The following is a 22,856-nucleotide window of genomic DNA, read 5'->3' on the forward strand; positions in this document are numbered from 1 at the left end:
TGTCATTAGGCGCGATGTGCGCGCTGGGCATAGTCGTTGTTAAGGCGATACAGGCCGGCATCGAGATCGTTATCGACGTACCAGAGCAAGTCTTCGGGACACGCCAAACGGTGAGGACTAATCCATTGACCGATGGAATAAATACTTTCCACGAAGCGAAACGGGATCTGCGTATCTCGCGCATTCGTGACGTTACCTGGCTCGAACTGCTCCGAGATGGCGCCATAGCCGACCGGAATCGGCACCAACCAACCGGGATAAGGGCGCCGTACTTCCCAGCGCACTTCCTCGCTCTCAGGATCGACATGGCATTCATGATTGAGGCGCGAAAGATCGAGCCAGGCATCCAGTGGCGTCGCGTTTTCGTCTTGGGCTTGAAGGGTCCCGGTGTGCTCGGCGAGCCGGTCATCGCGTAACACCAAGGCAAAACCTGGCAACCAGCGACGCTTCAACTTCTTGAACTGTTTTTCACGTTCACTTGAGTTGTCATCCAACGCGACCCAAGCCGGTTGCTGACGGTGGGCGGAGACGCTCCGGTTGGGCATCACGCTGCCGCCGGCGATACGCATCCCGGCGACCATCTCACTAGCCCGCTGCGCAATACTCTGACGCTCGTCCTCCGCCACTTTGCCGGTGATGGCAAATATCAGGGTGATATCCAAGTGAATCCGCCCTTCCTCGACGATGGCGGCGGTATTACCCGTTTTATCGACAGGATTGCGAGTGAGGTGAAACGCACGGGTATAACCACCCTCGGTCGCTTGTGCTTCGACGTCGTGGCAGACAACGCCGACACGGTCCAACGATACCTGGATATCCGCTGCGACCAGCTTGCGTTCCAAGGCATGCATCATGCCTATAAAGGCACTCATCGCCGGAAAGCCCCATGTCATCGGGCTGGAAATCGCATTGGCGTTTTGCACGCGGAGACGCGGCAGCACCAGAAGGTTCTTGACGTCACTCATCGTCTTCCCCTCCTTGGAGCTCATCCAGGTCATCGAGTTCTTCCATCAGAACGGCCATCCAGCGGCGGTCCTTATCCAGCAGTCGTTGATGAGAAGCATCTTGACCGAGTTCTTTCTTCCAGTGCCGAAACTCGACATCCCCTAGCGGCAACTTGCCGCCAAGCGCCTCGTTAAGCCAATTGGCGAAACGCTGGCGAATCTCGTCGGGCCAGTCAGATTCATGACGCGCCTTGCGGAACTCGGCATCCTCCTGTGCGCGGCCAGGGTCAAGCCAGAAGGCTTCTTTTATCGCCAGGCGACAGTTTTCATCGGCACTCCATCCTGGCTTGAGGCTGTGCATCTGCATCGTGAACAGCATCAGTTCATCCATGATCATCGCGGTGTAGTCATCACGGAGATCACGGGTATGCATATCCGTGTTGGGATTGGTTTCCAGAAACCGCTTCAGATCACCGACCAATGCCCGCACTTCCTTGCGCCGACCGAACATTCCACGGCGGGAAAGTACGGAGTCCACCTTTAATGGCGGATGGATATCGCGTGAATTCCAAGTAGGCGGAAGCGATGCAAGAAGATAGTTATTACCGCCTCGCTCGCTATTCAGTTGCGAGATATTCTGCGGCTTGGTACCGCCCATCTTTTGTGACGCAATATTGGGATAGTCATGAACCTCCTGCTCACCCAACTTTCCTTCGCGTTTGGCCTTGCGGGCCTCCTTGGCCTCGTCACTAAATCGATCGTGATTGATCGTCTGAAAGACCTGATGCGCAAGAGATGTTGCATATAGCGGCGCTAATAGATGGAAGTCATCATCATCGGCAGCATCTTCGCCCGCCAGCCAATACACCTGCTTGGCACGAGTATGGGAGGCGTGTTCACCACTAGGTTCGGTAATAGCGGCAAAGGCCTTCATCCAAGCTTGTGACTGCTCTGCATTATCACTCAAGGCACGCGCTAGCTCGGCATCTTCTTCCAGCACTCGCTCCAGCAGCGATTTGTCATCGTATTCGAGTTTCAGGAATTTATAGACGTCGAGCGCAGCAGCATTACCTACGACATCGCCATCGAAATCTGCCGGTAACACATGGCTTCCCACCCCTTGATGATTAGCCAGAGACTCTGGGGGCGCATACAGATTAGAGCCCTTTGCATCTGGATGAATGGGTTTAAGGGAGTGGGTTACGACTTGCAATTGGCTGACACGCCGCGCGGCGTCTTGGAGCCAGCTTTCACGCTGAAAATATTCAACCAGTACTTGGTACTTGGGATCATCGGGGGCCAGCTTTTCCGCTTTGGTATCGAAGCGCTCTTTCAAGAACGCCTCAATTAGCTTACGTAGATCTTGCCAGCCACCAGAGACAGTGGGCATAACATGTCCTTACGAGATGGGGCTTGGTAAACACAAGCGCTAATGGGATAATAAGCCCCGAGGCAAGAACCTCGGGGCTGTTTGGGTAGAAAATCTATACCCTCCTAACGGAGCAATAGCCAATCACCCTCTCACCTCCTTACTGCTAGAACGCAGCTACCAGACCATTTTTGTCTCACCACTGGGCGGGGCCTCTCTCCCCGTCCAGTGATTAATAGGTTAGCAGCTTGCGCATGGCTTAACAATCCTATCAACTCACGCTTTGAATAAGGGTACCTCATCCCTTCCTCTGTGGCCCTATGCTATAGTTCGATCGCTGCCGAAAAGCAGCTCAGAAATATCACCCCACTCTATGAATGCTCAGCTGCCGCACAGGCAGCCCGGGCTGGCCTCCACCAGCCCTTACCTTTTCACAAACCCCAATACGGGATGATAGCGCCAGCCATGTGTGCTCTCGGGCGCGTTGACGATGCCGAACGTGCGTGCGGCTTTATCAAGCGAGATATCCAAGTCCTCGGCGAGATCGGCAAGCGCGGTCAGGTAGTCATCGGCGCCCCAGGGCTGGATGCGCTCGCCGCATTCATGCTCCAGGTCTATCCGCGCCATCAGGCTTTCTTCGACTTCTACGTAAAGCGTTTCACCACGTTTGGCACCGTCTTCCACGCGATGCAGTGTCCAGGTTTCGCCGCTCTCGTCGGGTAATAGCGCAAGCGCTACGTCGGTCTGGGTGGGTTGGCGGAAACGCTGACGCTGAGTGAGTAAGCCGGTCAGGTGCATGCGCGGCACGGCATACCAGCTATAAGCGCCTAAGGGCGGTGGCGATGCCTCCATGCCCAGCCTGCGCTCTTTCTTGGTCAACGGTTGCGTGGGCGGCTCCAACATTTGCGTTATCAGCCGTTGGTGTTCCAAGTCGACCAGGCTATCGCGTGGGGATAGCGTCTCGCGCGCCAGCACGCGTGGCCGGGCGTCGATGACCTTGTATTCCTCCAGCGTGAGCAACGCATTCAGCGAGTGGCTATTGAGCCGCCAGGACTCATCGGTCTCGAAACCCGGACGCTGGAAGGCGAGGCATCCAGAATCCTCCAGGTGTTTGAGGTTGGTCTCCAGAAGTTGGATATTCGGCGTGTCGCAGCGCTTGTCTCGATGGCGCCAGACCCGACCGGCAAGCTGAATGATCGAGCGCATGGAGGAGGGTTCTACGATCGCCCAGTCATAATCGTGATCGCGACCAACTTCGGTGACCGGGCTCCCTAGCACGATAAAAAGATGGTCGGCTTCGTCACTGCCATCGAGTAAACGCCGAATGTCGGCCTGCTCGAACACGCGGCCCGGCTCGGCTCGCTGCAACGTGCGGTCCAAGCGGCGCTCGATTCCCGAGCGCATCACCAGCGGATGCCGCGAGTGATAAACGCAAAGGTGGATGCGTTGCCCAACGCAGGCGCCTTGCTGAAAGAGCGACCTGGCGACATCGACCAGCGGATCGATATTGGCCATGCGGATCAAACCGAAGCTCACGCGCTTGCCGGTGACAGGATCAGACGAATGGTGACGCTCGTGTAGCTGAGCAGCCTGTGTGCGCAGCACCTCAGCCAGGCCAGGACGAATCTCGTCAGGGCGCTTGCCCAATGCCGGCAAGGGAAGGAGTTCGCCTCGGCGGCGCACGGGGCTATCGGCCAAGCGCTTGAGCCGACGTTCGGCAAAGGCGGCATGCGCGGCGCTGAAGGCGTCACCGTCGGCGCAGTCGTAATGCTGGCGATCATTTTCGTCGAACCACGCACAGCAGATATCCACGGGCAGGCCTGGCTCGCCGCGATGGCGCTGATAGGCTTCTCGCCCGCTGCGGTATGCCTCATACAGCCCGTGCACCAAGGCGGGCGGCAAGGTGGCCGATGACAGCAATACTCGCGAGCCGAGTAAGCCGGCCCAGTTCACCAATCGGGTAAGTGCTGGCAGATCGTTGATATCAAAGTCGTCGATTTCATCGAGCACCAGATCGCTGCTCATCAGTCGCAGCATCGGTGCAATCTGACGGCCGCCTCGCGTGCTTTCAGTGGCCGGCACCAGATGGTCCACGGTGCAGACGAGAATGGGCGCGGCGATCAGCGAGCGTGTGCCCGGCTCATCCCCCAGGCGGCGAAGCACGGGATGAGTGTCGATATTGCCTTCGAATACTACATGGGCGTCTTCATCGATCAGCCCTTGCGTCGAGGCCGAACCGCTGGCTTCGGCGTCTTGCTCGTAGCGCTCGAATAGCGCCTTGTTGGCACTGCCGCCGACCCGCACCGCGAGTTCGTCTTCACCGAGATGCAAGCGCTCACGCAGCGCCTGGCCGGTTTGCAGCGTGAGCGTGCGAAGTCCCAGCGCGATACTAAAGCGCGCACCTTGCTCTGGATCGGCCAGCGCATACATGATTCGCCCGTTGGCCAGCGTTTTACCGCAACCGGTGGAGGCCATATTGATGCCGAAAAAGCCCTGACGCTGGCTACGCTCACGCAGCGACTGGGCAAGATCAAACGCCTTGTCTTGCCAGCGAAAGCGAGGATGATCGCTTCTCTTGCGAAAGCCCTTGTGCCGCGCCAAACGCGATAAATGGCTATTCACGGTAGGCAAGGCACGCGCGATGGTACTGGCGTGCTTTTCGACCCCCAGAATATGCTCATCGAGTAATTGATTGGGTTGCCCCGTCTTGCGCACGGTATTGGCTACCAGCGGATAGTCGGTCTCTCCCATCACCCGTTTGGCCGGATCTTCAAGACTCGAATAGTAATGATCCCCCAGCATCAGACACAGGCGCGAGAGATGCATGACATAGGGGCTATCGAGCCAGTTCGTGTCATCGGATAACCGCGCCAGTAGTCGTTTCGCCTGTTTGGCGGCGCGCTCGCGCCAACGTCGCGTGGAAAGCGGTAGCCCTTGGCTGAACGTCCAATACGGCGTGATCCGTTTAGACTCTTGGGTCGTGGGAATCTCGTTCCATTGCGCATTGATCAGTGATAGCACGTCCCCCAACTGGTCCATTTGCAGCGTGACATTCTGGCTGCCCCAACGAGCCGCGGGGCTCGATATGTCGTCGGGTGGCTTGAGAGGTAACCGGTGGTGACTCACGATCAGCCACCCGAGAGCAGCGGCCAAGGGCGGCAAACGTCGGAATATGGCGGAGGGCTCGGGGTCGAGACCATCGCGTTCCATATTCTCTAACCAGTCTTGCTCTTGATAACGCCCCTCGGCGAGTCGCGTGAGCCAGGCCGCGTCACCGTCGTTGCCAACGAAGGCCTGGAAGAGCCGTAACGATACCCATTCATGGCGGTACAGGTTGCGCCCTTCCAGCTTGCCTTGTAGCCGCTGCTGGAAGGCGGCGGATGCTTTGCCCAGGTCGTGCAGCAATGCTGACATGGACGCCAGCAGCAGGATGTCTTCGCCGCTATGCCAGTCGTTTTCGTCCTCGCGGCGCAGAATATCCCGTGATGTGGTATTGGTCGGCACCGCGCCCTGGAGGTTGAAGCGCTTGGCATCGCCGACGATCCACACCAGTTCGCTGTGATCGTGACCACGAATCCAGTGACACGCTACGGCGGTATTCTTGCGCGCGGATTTGCGCAGCAGTTTGCGAAGCGTTTCGAGCCCAGCCTGCGTAATCGGAGTTTGCCAGGTGCGCTCTCCCCGGCGCTCGGCGAATTGATCGAGAATGCGCCGTGTTTCCTTGAGCGCGTTCTTGTTGCACTGGGAGACCAGCAGCACATTCATGTGTCAGGCCCTCCGAGGTCGAGGGCCACGGCTTTGAGCGTATCGATCATGAAGTCGAGGGATTCGGTACGCGTCAGCCGTTCGATACACGCCTGGCGAAATTCCTGTTCCTCATCGCCTTTCATGGCCGAGAGAAACGCTTGGGGGAGGATAATGGCATCCTTGACCAGGTCCGCAACATCAAAGACCAGGCCACCCCGCCGCGTCTTGCCATGCAAGACCGCCAAGCCATGGGGAATCCCCAATACCCAGGTCGCCGTTGCCGCCAGGCCGTAGGCGAGGTAATTGCCATGATCGAGAAACCGGTTCGCGGGATCGGCGCCGCTGCCACGTTTGGCACGCGTGAACTGGCCATACTTGACGGCTTGCGCCGCCAGCTTGAACAGCGTCTTGGTCAAACGTGCTTCGAGCGTCAGCAATTCCAAGGTATCGGACGCACTGGCAATCGCTTCTCGATGTTGTGCCAAGGCATCACTCAAGTGCTGGGCGGATATGTCAAAACCTGCCTCCTTGAGCGGCCGACTTTGCCAGAGCGATTCAATGCGCGATAACCGCGCCATCTGGAAGGCACGGGCAGCGTCGAGACGCTTGTCGTCATCGAACCAGAAACGCACCCAATGCTGCATATACTCGGTTGGTCGATACTCACTCTGCGGCGTCAGCCAGGCGACATCCACGTCCACTTCATTGGCCGCGAAAAGCGGCGTACCGCCACCACCGCAAAAACCGACCAGAACACCGGCCTTGGCCAATTCGCGCATCGCGGCCTGGGTAATCGAGGTGCCGGTCCCCAGCAGCAGCGAGGTGGTGTTGGCGATGGGAATGTTCCAGTAACGCGACTGCTTGCCCTCGTCGGTGACGTACTCAACACGGCCTCCATTGACCAGGACCCGGCAATGCTGGAGGTAATACAAATTCGCGCGTTTGGAGTGCAGGATCGTCTTTAGATCCGACGGTGACAAATCATCCATGGAACCTCCGGCATTGGGGGCGGCTACAACGGCTTACGTTCTGTTACCCTCATATAAGCAAAGTCGATTGAGCCCGACTACCCCATGGATAAAACACCAGGGGAATTTTCCGGCCGGTTGCGCAAGGGGAAGAGCATGAAGGAGACGGCATCGCTCGCCTGGGATACCTGGGCGCGGTATCACGTGATCGAGCTGCTGGCGTTCTGGGAGGGGCGTGTTACGGCTTCGGCGCTGCGCGAGGCGTTCCACCTGGGCAAGGACCGGGCGCAGCAGGTGCTACGCACCTATCGCGAGGAAGTTGCGGTGGGTAATCTTGTCTATGACACCTCTCGCAAGGCCTGGATGCCGACACCGCAGTTTACCCCGCACTTCATTCGCGGCCACGTGGATGAATATTTGCACCTTCTCGGCACGCACGATGCCTTGAATCCACAGTTCGTCGGGCTGGGCCTGGGTGCGGCCAATACGGAGTCAGTGCCGATGCCGATTCGGGATGTCTCGCCCGAGGTCGTGCGGGCAGTGGTCTCGGCGGCACGTGAACGGCAGCGGCTGGAGGTGGTGTACGCGAGCTTTTCATCGCCACGCGGCGAGGACAGGGTCATCGCCCCGCATACGCTGGTCTATGCCGCGGGTCGCTGGCATGTCCGCGCGTATTGCGAGAAGAATGCAGCGTTTCGCGACTTCGTATTATCGCGCTTTCGCGGCGTCCCCGAGGCTATTGGCGATGCCTTGCCCGCCGCGGCCCAAGCGAACGATGAGGACTGGGAGAATCGCCTGACACTGGAGATCATCCCCGACCGGCGCCTCAGCCAAGCGGAACGCGAACTCATCGCGCAGGACTACGCCATGGAGGAGCACATGCTGGCGATCAACTGCCGCTGTGCGCTCGCCCAATACGTGCTGCGCGAATACGGCATCAACCATCGCCACGTGGAAGGCGATCCGCGTGCCCAGCAAATCGAACTCGGCAATCGCGAGGCCCTGCGCCAGTGGCTTTATTGAGGCCATTGACTCACGACTGGTGGCTTAAAACCGATACCCCAGGCTTGCCCACACCCTGGGATCACGCTGCCTGCCTTCGGACTGGGCGTTACCTCCCTGTGTTTTCCAGGCGCTGGCGACATTCAGGTTGAAGTCATCGGTCTGGTAGCGCAGCCCGACGCCAACACCGGCGATCTCACGGCTCTCGCCCAGATCTTCACCGCCGTCCGGGGTGCGCCCGGCATCGTAGAACGCATAAGGCGAAAAGCCCTTGCCCGCGTCGTAACGCAATTCGAACTGGGCCAGCCAGCCACGGCTGCCCGAGCCCTCGCCGACCGGATACGCACGCACGCCGTTGGGGCCCCCGAGGCTGAGGCTTTCCGAACTGTCCAGATCGTCGCGGTCCGCCCACTGTGCGTTGACACGGCCATACAGCTCGACCCCGTGGCCCAATGCCTGCAGGCGCGCTATATCCAGGTTCACCTTGGTGAAGCCGTAATCCTTATCCGTCATCACGGGGTCCGAGCGTTCCAGCTTGCCTGGGGTCAGCGTCAAGGCACCGAAGGTGATACCTCCACGCCCCAGGGCATCGCGCGTGTCGAACTCCAAACTCAGTGGCAACCCATGACTTTCAGTGGCACGCAGGTAGTCGACGAATTCAATCTCATCGTCCAGGTCCTTGTACTGATAGCGCGCGCTGATCGACAGGTTGCTGCGCTGGCGACGGACCAGGGGATAGCGCAACTCCGCCGAATAGACGTCCGCCGTACCGGTGTAGCCTTCGAATCCCTGCCCCAGCGTGTAATCGGTGTGGGCATAACCCAATGCGCCGCGCAAGCCGCTGACACCGATCGGAGACTCGTAACGCAGGTTACCAAGCCATGTCTTTTCGCTGCTATATAGTGCGGTCAGGCTGAGCTGGTCACCCATCCGGGCCAGGCGATTGACGTTGATGCTGGTACGACCGCGGTACTCGCCCGAATAGCGGCTGCCGTGATTGTCGGCACCGACCACCCCGGTGACGCGCTGCGTAGGCCGTACTTCGACCTCCAGTTCGCCAGTGCCGGTACGGCTACCGGGGCGCATTACCGGTGTCGCCGCCACTCCGGGCAAATCTCCCAGCAGCAGCAATCGCCGCTCCAATGGTGCAGAGGCAATCAGCGTGTCGGGTTGCAGCGATGCCAACCAGGGCTGAACCTCACTGGCCAGCGGCTCTGGGCCGCTGGCGTGTACGCGATCATAGCGTCCCTCGACTACCCGAATGGTGAGAATGCGATTCCCCAGGTCCTGTTCCGGTAACAGGGCCCGGGCGAACGGGTAGCCCTGGTCGCGATAGAAGCGGCTGATGCGGTTGGCAAGGCTCTGCAGGCCGGCCAAGTCCTGTGGCCGATTGGCGGCCTCGCCAATTACCGCTCGTAGCCGTTCGTCGTCGAACACCGTGTTGCCACGAAACCGCACCGCCTTGAGTGTCACCTCGGCGCCCCCCGGATCGCCTTCGGTGAGTGGCTCGCCGTCGAGATCGAGCTCGACGGACGGCGCCTGCGGCGTGACTCGGTTTTCCTGACTTTGCTGCAGCACCTGACCCGCATCGGGTGGGGTCTGAGCGAGAACCGGTGAGGCCATCAACAGGACCAGACTGGACGCCAAGGCAGCGCGTGCCATCGTGTCGTGCTTCATGAATGCAATCATCCCGAAAAATTACTGGGCACCAGAAGTCGGCTCATCCTGAACGGCAGGTAGTGCAATACCGCCGTTCTCCACCCTGAGCCCCGGAAGCTCGACATCGGCGGCGTTGAGGGACGTCAGAACCTCGTTGCCCGCCGAATGCAGCATTAGCCCTTCATCGGCATCGGTGTGATCCGACTCGTCGCCCGCCCCCCGTTGCTGCAAGGCGCTGATCGTGCTGCGAGCCGGCAAGGGGAAAAGGGTATCGCCAGGCTGTGGCGCGGCATTCGCCTCGGCAATGCCCAGCCGGCCGGGCACGAAGTCGATGGCGTAGTTGGGATTCGTGGCATCATTCACGCTGCCCTGGCGAATCGCATAATTGCCGGGGGCTTCTCCTGGATCGCGCGTCAGTGCGCCGTCGAGACGCTCCCCCGCTACCAGGCCACAACCGGAGGTCAATGCCCCACAACCGGTCTGCCAGGTGAACGTCGGATCGGCGTTACCTGCGGTCTTGCGCTGATCATCCGCGGTCACCACAACGGGACGGCGCTCGATGATCAGACTGGCCGCGTCATAACTGATGTCGTAGCCCTGCTGACCGGAATAGAGCCCCGATAGAACGAGGCTTCCATCACGGGTGCGGTAGTGACCGGCACCGGCCGCATCGGTCCTGTAGTTCAAGCGACCCTTCAGGGCCGTACCGCTCACGTTCGTGGCATAGCCAGTGGAGCCCGTGGCGGTGTTGCCATCATAGGTATGGCTAGAGAGGCCGCTGCCATCGGGAGAAACGCTCACTGGCGTGAGGAAGCGGCGCAGCAGTGGTGTGGTGTGGCCTTCATAGAGGCGCCAGGTCGCATCGGTGCTGCCCCGAGCATCGATATCGTCTCCCCAGGCCGAGAACGTATCGAGCTGGGTCAGTTCCGCGTATGGCTGTCCGTTGCCGGCGCTGTTGGTGTAATCACCATCGATGGCACTGCCATCGGCATCGGTGGTGGCATAGAAACTGGCATTGATCGTTCCATCGTTGCGCCCGATCAACCCACCGAGGTAATCCCCCGCCCCCTCTACGTCACCGGTGGCGTAGGTATGGTGTATAGCGCCCTGACCGGTGTTGAAACCGGCCAAGCCACCCACGCCAGCACCCTCGGCCGCCACGCTGCCGGCGGCATAGGCATGGCGGATGCGTCCATCATTGCGCCCGACCAGGCCACCGACGATGTTGCCAGCCGTGGCGCCATTGGCCGTGGTAGAGACCGCGCCTGTGGCATAGGCATTGCTGATCGTGGCGTCGCTGTTACTTCCGGCGAGTCCGCCCACCTGGTTGCCCGTCGCCATCACGGCGCCAACGGCATGCACCCGATCAAGATCGCCACGATTTTCACCGACCAGCCCGCCGACATTATTGATCCCGGTCACGCTGCCGGTGGCATAGGCATCGGTGATGGCGTCGTGATTCATCCCGACCAGTCCGCCAACCTTGTCGCCGTCACTGGTGTTCGTCGCCGTGACCGAACCCGAGGCATGGGCGCCACTGATTTGACCATAGTTAGTGCCCACCAGGCCGCCGATCTCATTACCGGCTCCGGTGACATCGGTCATGGCATAGGCGTTGGCAATCCGTCCTCCGGCATTGAAACCGATCAGCCCGCCGACATCATGGTCGCCCGACATCTGACCGCCGTTCAGGCCGAGGTTCTGTATTTGGCTATCTTCAGTGGCGACATAGCCGAACAGCCCGACATAGCTCTCGCCCGGACGATCAACGAACAGGTCGTAGATGACATTTTCCCGACCATCGAAGGTCCCGATGAAGGATGAGCCGGCGTCACCGATCGGTTCCCAGCCCTTTCCGCCATTGGCGCTTTCATCCGCCAGATCGGCATAGCCGGATGTTCCGCTGTCGAGATTGTTGGCAAGATCGAAGTGGTAGCCACCGCCCAGCACATCGTCGTTGAAATTGACGTTCTGCAACTGCTGCCAGTCGGTGAGGATGTAAGGGTCGCTCGAGGTGCCGGTACCGCTCTGGAAGAGGGTATCGGTGACGCGACCCGCCGTCGGCGTGACATCATCCAGCCACGGCAGCGCGACCTGGTAGCCATCTACATCGGCGTCCCCGCCGAAATTCCAGATAACTTCGTCCCAGCCCTCGAACGTCGTCGAATTCATCAGTTCCAGGCGAGTCCTGGGTGTACCGATGCTGTTGGTGTAGTCGCCATCGATGGCATTGCCATCGGCATCGGTAGTGGCGTAGTAGCTGGCGGAGGGACTTGTGCCGCCCCCAACCAGGCCGCCGACATCTTGGTTACCCGTCACCGCGCCCGTCGCATAGGCGTTTGCGATGCTGTCCCAGTTAATCCCGACCAGACCGCCAACACCTTCTTGACCCGTCACCGCCCCCGTCGCGTAAACGTTTGCGATGTCACCGTTGAAACTATATCCAACCAAACCGCCGACATACTGGTCACCCGTCACCACGCTCGACGCATAAGCGTTTGCGATGCTGTCCCAGTTAATCCCGACCAAACCGCCGACTTGCTCGCCCCCCTTCACTGTCCCGGTCGCATAGGCATTTGTGATGCTGCCATGGTTACGCCCAACCAGACCGCCGACATTATAGGTACCCGCTCCCCTCACCGTACCGGTCACATAAGCATTCGTGATGCTGCCATCGTTGTTCCCGACCAAGCCGCCGACATAATCGTTGCCAGTGACACTGCTCCCGGGCAGTCCGACATTACGGATCACACTGCTGTCGGTGGCGGTGCCGAACAGGCCGACGTAGTCCTCGCTGCCACGGTTGATGGTGAGATCGCTGATCACACGCTCCAGGCCATCGAAAGTGCCGGTGAATGGCGCCCCATCATCGCCAATAGGATCCCAGCCCTTGCCGCCATTGGCGTTTTCACCCGCCAGATCGGCGTAACCGGCAGTGCCGCTGTCGAGATCATTGACAAGGGCGAAGTGGTGGCCGCCCCCCAGCACATCGTCATTGAAATTGACGTTCTGCAACTGCTGCCAGCCAGTGAGGATGTAAGGGTCGCTCGAGGTGCCGGAACCTCTCTGGAAGAGGGTGTCGGTGACGCGATCCGCCACCGGTGTGACGCCATCCAGCCGCGGCAGCGCGACCTGGTAGCCATCTACATCGGCGTTCCCGCCGAAATTCCAGGTAGCTTCGTCCCAGCCCTCGAACGTCGCCGGGTTCATCAGTTCCAGGCGAGTCCTGGGCGTACCGACGCTGTTGGTATAGTCGCCATCGATGGCATTGCCATCGGCGTCGGTGGTGGCGTAGTAGCTGTCGGTGACAGTACTGGACGTATCGTTGCCGACCAGCCCGCCCACGTAAAATTCTCCGCCTTTCACCGAGCCCGTCGCATAGGCATTATTGATGGTATTGTGTGAGTTGCGGCCCACCAGACCACCTACGCTTGTCTTGCCGTTGACAGCCCCCGTGGCATAAACATCGTTGAGTTCAGCCGACAGGGTACGCCCTATCAGCCCGCCAACCCGGTCGTCGCCGGTGACCTGACCCGTGGCATATGCCTTGGACATGTCCCCACCGTTGTCCCCCACCAGTCCACCGATGCTACTGTCGCCCTCGACATCGACGCTGGCACGGACGTTCTCCAGGCCGCCGCTGTTGCTGCCGATCATCCCCCCGACAGCAAACTCACCGGCAACGTGGCCACTGGCAAAGGCATCCCTGACACTGCCGGTGCCGGAGGTCGTGCCAACCAGGCTACCGACGTAGCCTTTACCCGTGATATCGGCATCGGCCATCGCGATATTGCGGATCGTGCTGTTGCGGCCCAAGGCGCCGAACAACCCGATATGGTCCTCGTCGGGACGGACGATGGTCAGGTCACCGACGCGATGACCCTGCCCCTCTAAAGTCCCCTTGAACGCATCGATGCGACCGCCGATGGGATCCCAGCCCTTTCCGCCATTGGCGCTGGAACTGGCCAGATCGGCATAGCCGGCCGTGCTGTTGTCGAGATCATCGATCAGGGCGAAGTGGTAGCCACCCGTGAGAACATCGTCATTGCGCTTGATGTTGTGCAGTTGCTGCCAGCCGGTGAGGGTGAAGGGATCGACCGATGTACCGGCGCCGTCCTCGAACAGGGTCGTGGTCTGACGATCCTGCTGGCGAGTGACACCTACGAGATAGGGCAGGCTGACCTGATAGCCGGGCTCACCGGCATCGGTGGAAAACGCCCAGCTTGCCGAGGAATCCCAGTCACTGAAGGTGTCCGGATTGGCCAGTTGCGTATAGCGAACTCCGACACCCTGGTTGGAGTGGTTGGACGTGTTGATGGCATTGCCATCAGCATCGGTAGTGGCGTAATAGCCTTCAGTGACATTGCCACTGTTATTGATGCCGACCAGGCCACCGCTGGAGTTGCCCGTAACGGCACCCGTGGCATAGACGTGGTCGATACTGCCACCGTTATTATTCCCGACCAGACCGCCAACTGACGTGCCCCCCGTCACATCGCCGGTGGCGTAACTGTTGATGACCTCGGACACTTGGTTGTGCCCCACCAGCCCACCAACGTCGTCGCTACCTGTCACATCGCCGGTGGCGTAACTGTTGCTGATGGTGGAGCCGTAGTTGAACCCAATCAGCCCACCGACATATTCCTGGCCATCTACACTGCCGCCCTCCAGCCCGATGTTGCGAATGGTCGCGCCATTTGTGCGACCGAACAGCCCCTGATAGCGGGAATCCCGGTCGATGGTCAGTCCGTTGATGGTATGGCCCAAGCCGTCGAAGGTGCCTATATAACTATTACCGAGTCCATCACCAATAGGCTCAAAACCCTCGCCGCCATTCCATCCCGAGGTGGCGCTGGCATCGATATCCTGACCCAGGGCGGCGTAGTGGTCGCCGAGGCCATCGCTCATGGCCTGAAGGTCGTCGACATTCTGGATCAGGGTGTAATCGGTGCCGTTGACCGACAGGCTGGCGTTGGCGCCGGAGAGGGTCACCGGCGCGTTGACGTGATAATCGTCGCCGTCGTAGTCGAGCGCGAGTCCAGCGGCGTCTCCGGTAGCGGTCAGGGCGGCATTGAGGTTGATATCGCCATGGGCGTCGAGGGCCAGCGTCGTATCGGCATCCCAGCTCACCTCGGCATTGACGTTGATATCGCCATCCTCGTTACCGGTGGAAACGGTCTCCAGGGTGACATCGTTGTTGGCGAGGTTGGACGACAGCGTCTCGGCGCCGATGCCGCTATCACTCTGCGAGTCCGTGCCGTCGCTGACAGTAAAGTCGGTGGGGTCGATCAACCATTCGCCTGTCTCGCCGCTCGTTTCCGGCCCATCAGCAGCGCGGGTAGTGACCTGCACCTCGTTGGCGATCGAGACCTTGGCTGCCGAGGTTTCGACAAACCCGCCATCACCACCCTCGGGGGCGCTGGCATCCAGCCGGCCCGCCACCTCGACGCGGCCGCTGTCCATGTCGCCCATCAGCTTGATCTCGCCGTTCTCGCCGCTGGCCAGCGTCTTCGCTTCGGTGATTCCCGAGTGGTTGATGACACTGGCGGTCAGCTCATCGGCGGCCTTGGCGGTGAGCAGGACGCGCCCACCGTCGGCGCGAATCGCGCCACCCTGTTCGATCACGGTCTCGAGGCGCGCTTCTTCCACCTCGATCTGCACCGGGCCGCCTAGATCCAGGGTGACGGTACTGCCGGCCCCCATCAGGGTATTGCCCTGCGGCGTCTCGATGGTGCCGGTGTTGACGATCTCGGCGGCAATCATCGCCACCGTGCCGCCTTCGGCGGTGGTGATGTTGCCCTGGTTCACCACCGCATTGGCGCTGTCGCCTGAGAAGCGATAATCGCCGCTCATGAAGTCTTCGGTCGAGATATCCAGCGTGGAAGCGACCAGCGCGCCGACATCGACTCGGGCCGAGGACGAGAAGTGAATACCATTGGGGTTGACCAGAAACACCCGGCCGTTGGCTTCCAGGGCACCGCGAATCTCCGATACCTGATCGCCGGTAACGCGGTTCAGGGCGGCGGCATCGGCCCCAGGCTGGTCGTAGCGTACGGTGCTGCCCTCACCGATGGAATAATCATCCCACTCGATGGCAGCCCGCTGACTGTTCTGCTTGATGGTGAGGTTATCGCCCTGGCGCTCCAGGTTGGCTTCCCCGTCGACGACCACTCCGCCCGACGGCAACTCGCTCGCCATGGCAAGCGCCGGGAGCAGAAACAAGGTGCCCATGACGCCTCGACACGCCGTGCCACACCAATTGCTACCCTGTTTGCCGTGGCGCGCCCCGACTTCCGACGCGACGCGCCAGCTAGCGTGGCTCATGCTCCAGACCAGCCGATACGTATTGTTCATTGTGACGCTCGTTCAGTCCCGTTGCGTGACGGTGGAAGGGCGAAACGCCATCTGAAGGTGGGATGGCCGAACGCCCATGCCGGCTACCGAACGTTTCTAACAATGTAAGAAAGTGTGACCAAGGGAGGAACGGCTTATTGAGACAGTGGGAAAAGGCCAAGAGGTCAAAAAGAGACGCTCAGACAGGCCGTAGCCTGTAGCTATCGACCAAGCCGACGGACAAGAGGTCCCAGCGCGGTAGTGTCACTGTCGCGAGGAGAGGAGCACGACTGGCGTATGCCATGCCGAAGCTCGCGGGGAGCAATGTCGAACAGCTCGCGAAAACGCCGCGAGAAATGTGAAGGGTTGCCAAAGCCATGTTGCTCGGCGATCTCGCTGATCCCTCGCGTATCGCTCGGATCTTCGAGACGCCGCCGTGCGGCGGCCAGGCGGCGGAACTGAATATAGCGTGCCACACCGCCTTCCTCCTCGAACAGGCGATAGAGGTTCGCGCGCGACACGCCGATGACGCGGCAAATACGATCGGGGGTCAGCGCCGGGTCCTTCAGATGCTTTTCGATATACTGACGGATGCGCTCACGCAAGACACCATGGACGGCAGGCTCTGCCCGTCGGTGGGCATCGGCGTCGTGGGCAATGGTCGTCAGGATCATGTCTCGGGTGATACGGGCCAGATCGCATGCCTCGGCCTGCGGCGTAACCGGTAGCCGACGGTACAGTGACATCAAGTAAGTCGCTAGAAACTCTCGGCGCTCAGGGGCCAGCTGCAGACCATGCCAAGCGTTCAGAGACGTGTGACGTTCCAGACTCTCGCGAGGGAGCATGACATTCAGGTTGGTCAAGGGGCCGGCCAAGGTATCGAGTGGCTTGGCAAGATCGACGATCGTGATGTCGCCGGAGCCGACCCGAGCGTCTCGACCATCCAGCTCTCCGATATAACCTCCCTCGCAGTAGAGCTGAATCAAGATATGATCTTGGCGCTCCAGCGGTTTGGCGCGACGGAACCGCTGGCCGGAAGCTGAGACGGATCCCATCAGGATGTTCCCGACCTGGTAGGCTTCCGTTGTCGCCGTGAAAGAAGACTCTCTGGCACCAGCAGGAAGCTCGATATCGAAAATGGGCGCCACGTTCTGGCGCCAGGCATCGAACCGATCTTCCGACGGCAAGGTATGCGTATCAAAGTGCGTGCAAGGTAACCGTGACTGCGACATGGATGACGATCGAACCAGTTGCCTCGTGTAATGCTGTAATTTCTAAATCATGCAGGTTTCACCATACCGCTACACTGCCAGGCAAACCAGCCAGCATGCCAGTGGCCACTGATTGCGACGCCTTGAACACTTCACACCCTGGCAAGAGCTTGGCGCTGTCGTTGGCCATGCGCCCAGGCGATTCTCGGCATCGGGTATTGCTCGCCCCTCCCACGCAAAAACCCCCGGCCGCATCGCGACCGGGGGCTCAAGCTTCTCAAGAAGGCCGACCGCCTGACGGTGGCGGCCGGCCGGGCACGCCTTATGAGGGCGGCTGTTCCGGGCTGTCGGGCATGTTGATGTTGCCCGGCTCTATCCGGTTGAGGTGCAGGAACTGCATGTGCAGTTCGTACTGGTCGAGGATGTCGCCGATCACCTGATCGCGGGTGTAGCCCATCAGGTCGTAACCCTGGCTACCCTCGAGCAGGTAGACCTCCAGCCGGTAGTAGCGCGAGTCGGCATGCGGGGCATGCATCGCGAACCCGGGCGTCGTGAAGCCCTGACTCCAGACCTGGTAGGTGAAGTTCTGCTCGTCCTCGAAATCGACGTTGAGCGACAGGTAGTCGTCGCCGTTCTGCACGCCTTGATTGATCTCGACGGACACGCCTTGCTCCTGCAGCGAGTCGCGCACGGCTTCCATGGCGGGCTTGCAGGTTTCCTCCATGAAGCGCCGTGCCTGCTTCTTGCCGGGGAAGCTCATGGCACGACGAAGGCGCTGCTGCCAGTTGCGGGAGTCGCGCTCGCCGCCACCGGTACGACCGGAAAGCTGGCCGGCCAGGCTCAGGCGCCGGCTGTCTTCCTTGAAGGCCTCGAGCTTCAGTGCCTTGAGCAGCCCCGCCATCATGAAGAACAGCACGATCGAGAACGGCAGTCCGGTGATCACCACCGCGCTCTGCAAGGTGGTCAGCCCCCCGGCGAGCAGCAGCGACAGGGTCAGGATGCCGATCACCGCCGACCACAGAATACGCATCCAGACCGGCGCATCGCTGTTGACGTTCTTGAGCTTCGAGGTGAAGTTCGAGAGGACCAGCGCCCCGGAATCCCCCGAGGTGATGAAGAACACGATCGCCAGGATGCTCACCGCCGCGGTGGTCAGGAGCGGCATCGGATACGATTCGAGGAACAGGTAGATCCCCGCCGGCGGATTGTTCATCACCTGCTCGCCGAACTCGCTGGCGCCGTTCATCGCCATGTCGATGGCACTGTTACCCAGCAGCGACATCCACAGGAACATGAAGATGATCGGCAGCGTCATGGTGCCGAGCACGAAGGTGCGGATCGTCCGGCCCCGCGAGATGCGCGCCAGGAACAGTCCGACGAACGGCCCCCACGCGATCCACCAGGCCCAGAAGAACAGCGTCCAGCCGTTCAGCCAGCCGGTCGGCCGGTCGAAGGCATAAGTGTTGAACGACAGGCTTACGAAGTTGGTCAGGTAGTCGCCGATGTTCATCACCAGCGCGTTGAGCAGGAAGATCGTCTTGCCGGCGAACAGCACGAACAGCAGCAGCAGGACCGCGAGCAGGATATTGAACTCGGAAAGACGGCGGATGCCGCGTTCCACCCCGGTCACGGCGGAAATGGTCGCGAACAGCACGATGCCCAGCACCAGCACCACCTGGGTCCAGGTGCCCTTGGGAATGCCGAACATGTAGTCCAGGCCGAAGTTGAGCTGGATGACCCCGATCCCCAGGCTGGCCGCGATGCCGAAGACCGTGCCCAGCACGGCAGCGGTGTCGACCACGTGGCCGATCATGCCGTAGATCCGCTCGCCGAAGATCGGATAGAGCGCGCTGCGGATGGTCAGCGGCAGGTTGTGCCGATAGCTGAAGAAGGCCAGCGCCATGCCCACCAGGGTGTAGATGCCCCAGCCGGAAAGCCCCCAGTGCAGAAAGGTCAGTTCCATGGCGTGGCGTGCCGCAGCGACCTGATCCTCGGGCGCGTCGGGCGCGTTGTAGAACTGCGTCAACGGCTCGGCCAGCGCGAAGAAGATCACGCCGATGCCGATCCCCGCGGAGAACAGCATCGCCGACCACGAGAAGATATTGAAGTCGGGGCGCGAATGCTCTGGCCCCAGTCGGATGCTGCCGTAGCGCGAGACCCCAAGATAGATCACGAAGACCAGGTAGATCACGACGGTCAGGAAGTAGTACCAGCCGAAGGTGTTGGAGATCCAGCCGAGAATGGCATTGATGATGGTATTGGCCTGGTCGGTGGCGATCATGGCCCACAGCGAGAAGGCGACGATGCCGATCACCGAGCTGTAGAACACCGGCCCATTGAGGCGATCGCGTGTCGGCGCCTCGTTATTGGATTGTGTCGTCATAGGAGTTCCTGATGTGGTTCAGGCAAGGTTTGCGTTCACGGAAGCCGGCACACGAGCGTTTCGCGGCGCTCGTCACGGCGCAGTTACTAGCTTAGAGGCAATAAGGAAAAACACCGCTTATCGATCAAGGCGTCGCAAGAAAACAATTATTTATAGGATAGTCAAGCCTTGTCACGCTCGGCGCCCACTGCGTACCGGCCCGGCGCTTGCGTGCACAAGCGCTTTTTCGCCCTTCCCCACGACTCGCCGAAAACGTTATCCTATTGCGCTTTTCGCAGGTGACGGCAAAACGCTTGGCAAAAGTTTTGTTACGTTATAACCTTCTGCATGGTACCGAGGAGTCGTCATGTCACACCGTCACCGCCCGGATGGGCCTTGCCACTTTTCCCTGATGTCGATGGGCGCCGGGCGTCGCGTGCTTTTGGCACTGTTGCCGCTGGGGCTGCTTTGGCTGGCCGTGGCGTGGGCGATGGGAGCCTTTGCATGAGCCGCTTGACGCTCGACAAGCTGACCCTCGCCCAGGGCGGGCGCACGGTATTGGAGGACGTCAGCGGGACGTTCGAGGACGGCGCGATCACCGCGCTGGTCGGCGCCAACGGAGCCGGCAAGAGCACCTTGATACAAGCGATCATGGGGTTGCTGTCGCCGCTTTCCGGCCAGGTGCATTGTTCCATGCCCAAGGAACGCCGCGCGTGGTTGCCGCAACAGCTGGCGCTGGACCTGACCTTTCCGATGAGCGTCGAGGAGCTGATGCTGACCGGGCGCTGGCCCACCCACGGCACCTTCAAGCGCTACGGCCCGGACGACTATCGCCACATGCACGGCGTGATGCAGCGCCTGGGGCTGAGCGGCCTGGCACACCGCCCGCTCGGCGAGCTTTCCGGCGGCCAGCGTCAGCGAGCCCTGCTCGGTCGCACGCTGATGCAGGAAGCGGAGCTCTTGCTGCTCGATGAGCCGTTCGCCAACGTCGATACCCATACCGTGGAGATTCTCTGCGACACCCTGCGCGACATCGCCAACCAGGGTGCCACGGTCATCGTGGTCCTGCATGACATGGAGCAGCTGGCGCGCCTGGCGGATTGCGTGCTGCTGCTGGCGGGCGGTCACGCCCAATGGGTCGAACCGGAAACGCTGCTCGAACGGCATCATGCCCCCGCGCGCCGCCATGCGCATACCCAGGCGCCCTTCATTTCCCTGAACCTGCCGGACGTGCCGCCATGCTCGACCTATTGACCACGCTGAATGCATGGCTCATCGCCCCGCTGACCGATTACGCCTTCATGCGCCGCGCCCTGGTGGGCGGCCTGGCGCTGTCGCTGGCCGCACCGCCGTTGGGCGTGTTCCTGATGCTGCGCGGCATGAGCCTGGTCGGCGATGCCATGGCCCACGCGGTGCTGCCGGGCGTGGCGCTGGGCTTCGTGCTGGCGGGCTTCTCGCTGCCGGCGATGAGCCTAGGCGGCCTGGTGGCCGGGCTGCTGGTGGCCGGTCTGGCGGGCAGCGTGTCGCGCATGACCGGTCACCGGGAAGATTCGGCCATGGCCAGTTTCTATCTGATCTCTCTGGCGCTGGGGGTGATGCTGGTCTCGCTGCGCGGCAGCAGTGTCGATCTCACCCATGTCCTGTTCGGCTCGATCCTCGCCATCGACGATACCGCCCTGTGGCTGATCGCCTCGGTGACCAGCGCCACCCTGCTGGTGCTGGCGCTGATCTTTCGCGTGCTGGTGGTGGAATGCCTGGACCCGCTCTTTCTGCGCGGCCAGGGGATTCGCGGCGGCCTGGTGCATGGCATCTTCCTGGGGCTGATGGTACTCAATCTCACCGCCGGCTTTCAGACCCTGGGCACGCTGATGGCGGTGGGCCTGATGATGCTGCCCGCCACCGCCGCGCGTTTCTGGTCTCAGCGGCTCGAAGGCCTGATCGGACTGGCGATCGTCATCGCCATGCTGTCGAGCGCCGGGGGCCTGCTGCTGTCTTACCACCTCGGCCTGCCTTCCGGCCCGTGCATCATCCTGATCGCCGGCACCATCTATCTCGTCTCGGCGCTCTGCGGCCGCCATGGCAGTCTGTTGGCACGCCTGCGCCGTCGCGCCGCGCCGCTGGAAAAGAACGAAGACACCTGCACGTCGCCATGAACGCTTCAAGGGCCTGACCGGCCTCGTCCATCGATAAGAGGAAGTTCGCATGTCCAAGTCTTTCACCTTACTGCTCGGTGCCGCTGCCCTGACGCTGTCCGGTGCGGCACGCGCCGAGGCCCCGATGAGCGTCGTCGCCAGCTTCAGCATTCTCGGCGACATGGTCGAGGAAGTCGGTGGCGAGCATGTCGACGTCACCACGCTGGTCGGTCCGGACGGCGACGCCCATGTCTTCTCCCCCAGCCCCACCGACGCACGCGCTGTCGGCGAGGCGGACCTGTTCGTCGTCAACGGGCTGCATTTCGAAGGCTGGCTGGACCGTCTGGTGGAAGCCAGCGGCTACGAGGGGCCGGTGGTCGTGGCAAGCCGGGGCATCGATGCCCTGAGCTTCGACGAGGAGCGCGAAGAGCGCTCTTCCGATCATGAAGGTCACGACCACGCCGCAGGCCACGACCACGACCACGACCACGATCATGACCATGACCATGACCATGACCATGACCATGACCACAGCGAGCATGCGGGCCACGACCACGGTCCGGAAGACCCGCACGCCTGGCAGGATCTGCAAAACGGCAAGCAGTACGTGGCCAACATCCGCGATGCGCTCGTCGCGGCAGACCCCGAACATGCCGCTGACTATCGCCGCAATGCCGAGCAATACGTCGAGGCCATGGATACTCTGGATGCCGAGGTCCATCGGCGAATCGGCGCGATTCCCGAGGCCAATCGCGTGCTGATCACCAACCACGATGCCTTCGGCTATTTCGCCAACGCCTATGGGCTGGACGTGCTCTCGCCGGTCGGCCTCTCCACGGCCGCCGAGCCCAGCGCCGCCGGCATGGCCAAGCTGATCGAACAGATCCAGGCACGTAACGTCAAGGCACTGTTCCTGGAAAACATGACCAGCCCCGCCCTGCTCGAGCAGCTGGCCGACGAAACCGGGGTGACCATCGGCGGCACGCTCTACGCCGGCGCCCTGGCGGCCGAGGGCGAAGCCAGCACCTACCTCGGCATGTTCCGTCACAATGTCGATACGCTGACCGAGGCCTTGAAGGACTGAGCGTCATCAGCAAGCGCCATCGAAAAGGGCGGTGCCTTGGCACCG

At 61.2% G+C, this 22,856-nt stretch carries 13 protein-coding genes; 5 read left to right on the forward strand and 8 right to left on the reverse strand.

What is annotated here, in order from left to right:
- Window positions 1-5: 5 nt before the first annotated feature.
- From csy2 to cas1f, 4 genes are all read right to left on the reverse strand, one after another.
- Window positions 6-965 carry a type I-F CRISPR-associated protein Csy2 gene (gene csy2 / locus ABGX75_RS01130; RefSeq protein ID WP_347410890.1) on the reverse strand — a complete coding sequence of 320 codons (960 nt, stop codon included), beginning with the start codon at window positions 963-965 and terminating at the stop codon, window positions 6-8.
- Window positions 958-2,334, reverse strand: a complete 1,377-nt coding sequence (gene csy1, locus ABGX75_RS01135; RefSeq protein ID WP_347410889.1) for a type I-F CRISPR-associated protein Csy1 — start codon at window positions 2,332-2,334, stop codon at window positions 958-960. The genes csy2 and csy1 overlap by 8 nt, the downstream gene beginning before the upstream one ends.
- Before the next feature lie 402 nt (window positions 2,335-2,736).
- A complete protein-coding gene (gene cas3f / locus ABGX75_RS01140; RefSeq protein WP_347410888.1) occupies window positions 2,737-6,078 on the reverse strand; it encodes a type I-F CRISPR-associated helicase Cas3f in 3,342 nt (1,113 codons plus the stop codon).
- Window positions 6,075-7,049: a type I-F CRISPR-associated endonuclease Cas1f gene (cas1f, locus tag ABGX75_RS01145; RefSeq protein ID WP_347410887.1), complete on the reverse strand. Its 975-nt coding sequence runs from the start codon at window positions 7,047-7,049 to the stop codon at window positions 6,075-6,077. The genes cas3f and cas1f overlap by 4 nt, the downstream gene beginning before the upstream one ends.
- Before the next feature lie 135 nt (window positions 7,050-7,184).
- Between cas1f and ABGX75_RS01150 the strand changes: the two genes are divergently transcribed.
- Window positions 7,185-8,051: a WYL domain-containing protein gene (locus ABGX75_RS01150; RefSeq protein WP_347410886.1), complete on the forward strand. Its 867-nt coding sequence runs from the start codon at window positions 7,185-7,187 to the stop codon at window positions 8,049-8,051.
- A gap of 24 nt (window positions 8,052-8,075) precedes the next feature.
- Here ABGX75_RS01150 and ABGX75_RS01155 read toward each other — a convergent pair whose 3' ends face one another.
- The 4 genes from ABGX75_RS01155 to ABGX75_RS01170 all read right to left on the reverse strand — a co-directional run bounded on the left by ABGX75_RS01155 (window position 8,076) and on the right by ABGX75_RS01170 (window position 19,616).
- Window positions 8,076-9,707 carry a ShlB/FhaC/HecB family hemolysin secretion/activation protein gene (locus tag ABGX75_RS01155; protein ID WP_347410885.1) on the reverse strand — a complete coding sequence of 544 codons (1,632 nt, stop codon included), beginning with the start codon at window positions 9,705-9,707 and terminating at the stop codon, window positions 8,076-8,078.
- 21 nt (window positions 9,708-9,728) lie between these two features.
- The gene (locus ABGX75_RS01160; RefSeq protein WP_347410884.1) at window positions 9,729-16,043 is read right to left on the reverse strand and encodes a GLUG motif-containing protein; all 6,315 of its coding nucleotides are present in this window, start codon (window positions 16,041-16,043) and stop codon (window positions 9,729-9,731) included.
- Between the two features lie 200 nt (window positions 16,044-16,243).
- Window positions 16,244-17,170, reverse strand: coding sequence for a helix-turn-helix domain-containing protein (locus ABGX75_RS01165; protein ID WP_347410883.1), 927 nt, complete (start codon window positions 17,168-17,170; stop codon window positions 16,244-16,246).
- 385 nt (window positions 17,171-17,555) lie between these two features.
- Window positions 17,556-19,616, reverse strand: coding sequence for a choline transporter (locus ABGX75_RS01170; protein WP_287124390.1), 2,061 nt, complete (start codon window positions 19,614-19,616; stop codon window positions 17,556-17,558).
- A gap of 346 nt (window positions 19,617-19,962) precedes the next feature.
- Here ABGX75_RS01170 and ABGX75_RS01175 point away from each other — a divergent pair, with 346 nt between their 5' ends.
- From ABGX75_RS01175 to ABGX75_RS01190, 4 genes are read left to right on the forward strand one after another with little or no spacing between them, the layout of a single operon-like run.
- Window positions 19,963-20,103, forward strand: coding sequence for a hypothetical protein (locus ABGX75_RS01175; RefSeq protein ID WP_164915593.1), 141 nt, complete (start codon window positions 19,963-19,965; stop codon window positions 20,101-20,103).
- A complete protein-coding gene (locus tag ABGX75_RS01180; protein WP_011505532.1) occupies window positions 20,100-20,849 on the forward strand; it encodes an ABC transporter ATP-binding protein in 750 nt (249 codons plus the stop codon). The genes ABGX75_RS01175 and ABGX75_RS01180 overlap by 4 nt, the downstream gene beginning before the upstream one ends.
- Window positions 20,834-21,748, forward strand: coding sequence for a metal ABC transporter permease (locus ABGX75_RS01185; protein ID WP_179152529.1), 915 nt, complete (start codon window positions 20,834-20,836; stop codon window positions 21,746-21,748). Before ABGX75_RS01180 ends, ABGX75_RS01185 begins: the two co-directional genes overlap by 16 nt.
- A gap of 49 nt (window positions 21,749-21,797) precedes the next feature.
- Window positions 21,798-22,811, forward strand: coding sequence for a zinc ABC transporter substrate-binding protein (locus ABGX75_RS01190; RefSeq protein WP_347410882.1), 1,014 nt, complete (start codon window positions 21,798-21,800; stop codon window positions 22,809-22,811).
- Window positions 22,812-22,856 lie beyond the last annotated feature (45 nt).

The sequence above is a fragment of the Chromohalobacter sp. genome, assembly GCF_039830575.1.
Classification (GTDB): domain Bacteria; phylum Pseudomonadota; class Gammaproteobacteria; order Pseudomonadales; family Halomonadaceae; genus Chromohalobacter; species Chromohalobacter israelensis.

Excerpts from the sequence above, each read along its gene's own strand:
- csy2 (WP_347410890.1), bottom strand. The coding sequence starts at position 965 with ATGAGTGACGTCAAGAACCTTCTGGTGCTGCCGCGTCTCCGCGTGCAA.
- csy1 (WP_347410889.1), bottom strand. The coding sequence starts at position 2,334 with ATGCCCACTGTCTCTGGTGGCTGGCAAGATCTACGTAAGCTAATTGAG.
- cas3f (WP_347410888.1), bottom strand. The coding sequence starts at position 6,078 with ATGAATGTGCTGCTGGTCTCCCAGTGCAACAAGAACGCGCTCAAGGAA.
- cas1f (WP_347410887.1), bottom strand. The coding sequence starts at position 7,049 with ATGGATGATTTGTCACCGTCGGATCTAAAGACGATCCTGCACTCCAAA.
- ABGX75_RS01150 (WP_347410886.1), top strand. The coding sequence starts at position 7,185 with ATGAAGGAGACGGCATCGCTCGCCTGGGATACCTGGGCGCGGTATCAC.
- ABGX75_RS01155 (WP_347410885.1), bottom strand. The coding sequence starts at position 9,707 with ATGAAGCACGACACGATGGCACGCGCTGCCTTGGCGTCCAGTCTGGTC.
- ABGX75_RS01160 (WP_347410884.1), bottom strand. The coding sequence starts at position 16,043 with ATGAACAATACGTATCGGCTGGTCTGGAGCATGAGCCACGCTAGCTGG.
- ABGX75_RS01170 (WP_287124390.1), bottom strand. The coding sequence starts at position 19,616 with ATGACGACACAATCCAATAACGAGGCGCCGACACGCGATCGCCTCAAT.
- ABGX75_RS01175 (WP_164915593.1), top strand. The coding sequence starts at position 19,963 with ATGTCACACCGTCACCGCCCGGATGGGCCTTGCCACTTTTCCCTGATG.
- ABGX75_RS01180 (WP_011505532.1), top strand. The coding sequence starts at position 20,100 with ATGAGCCGCTTGACGCTCGACAAGCTGACCCTCGCCCAGGGCGGGCGC.
- ABGX75_RS01185 (WP_179152529.1), top strand. The coding sequence starts at position 20,834 with ATGCTCGACCTATTGACCACGCTGAATGCATGGCTCATCGCCCCGCTG.
- ABGX75_RS01190 (WP_347410882.1), top strand. The coding sequence starts at position 21,798 with ATGTCCAAGTCTTTCACCTTACTGCTCGGTGCCGCTGCCCTGACGCTG.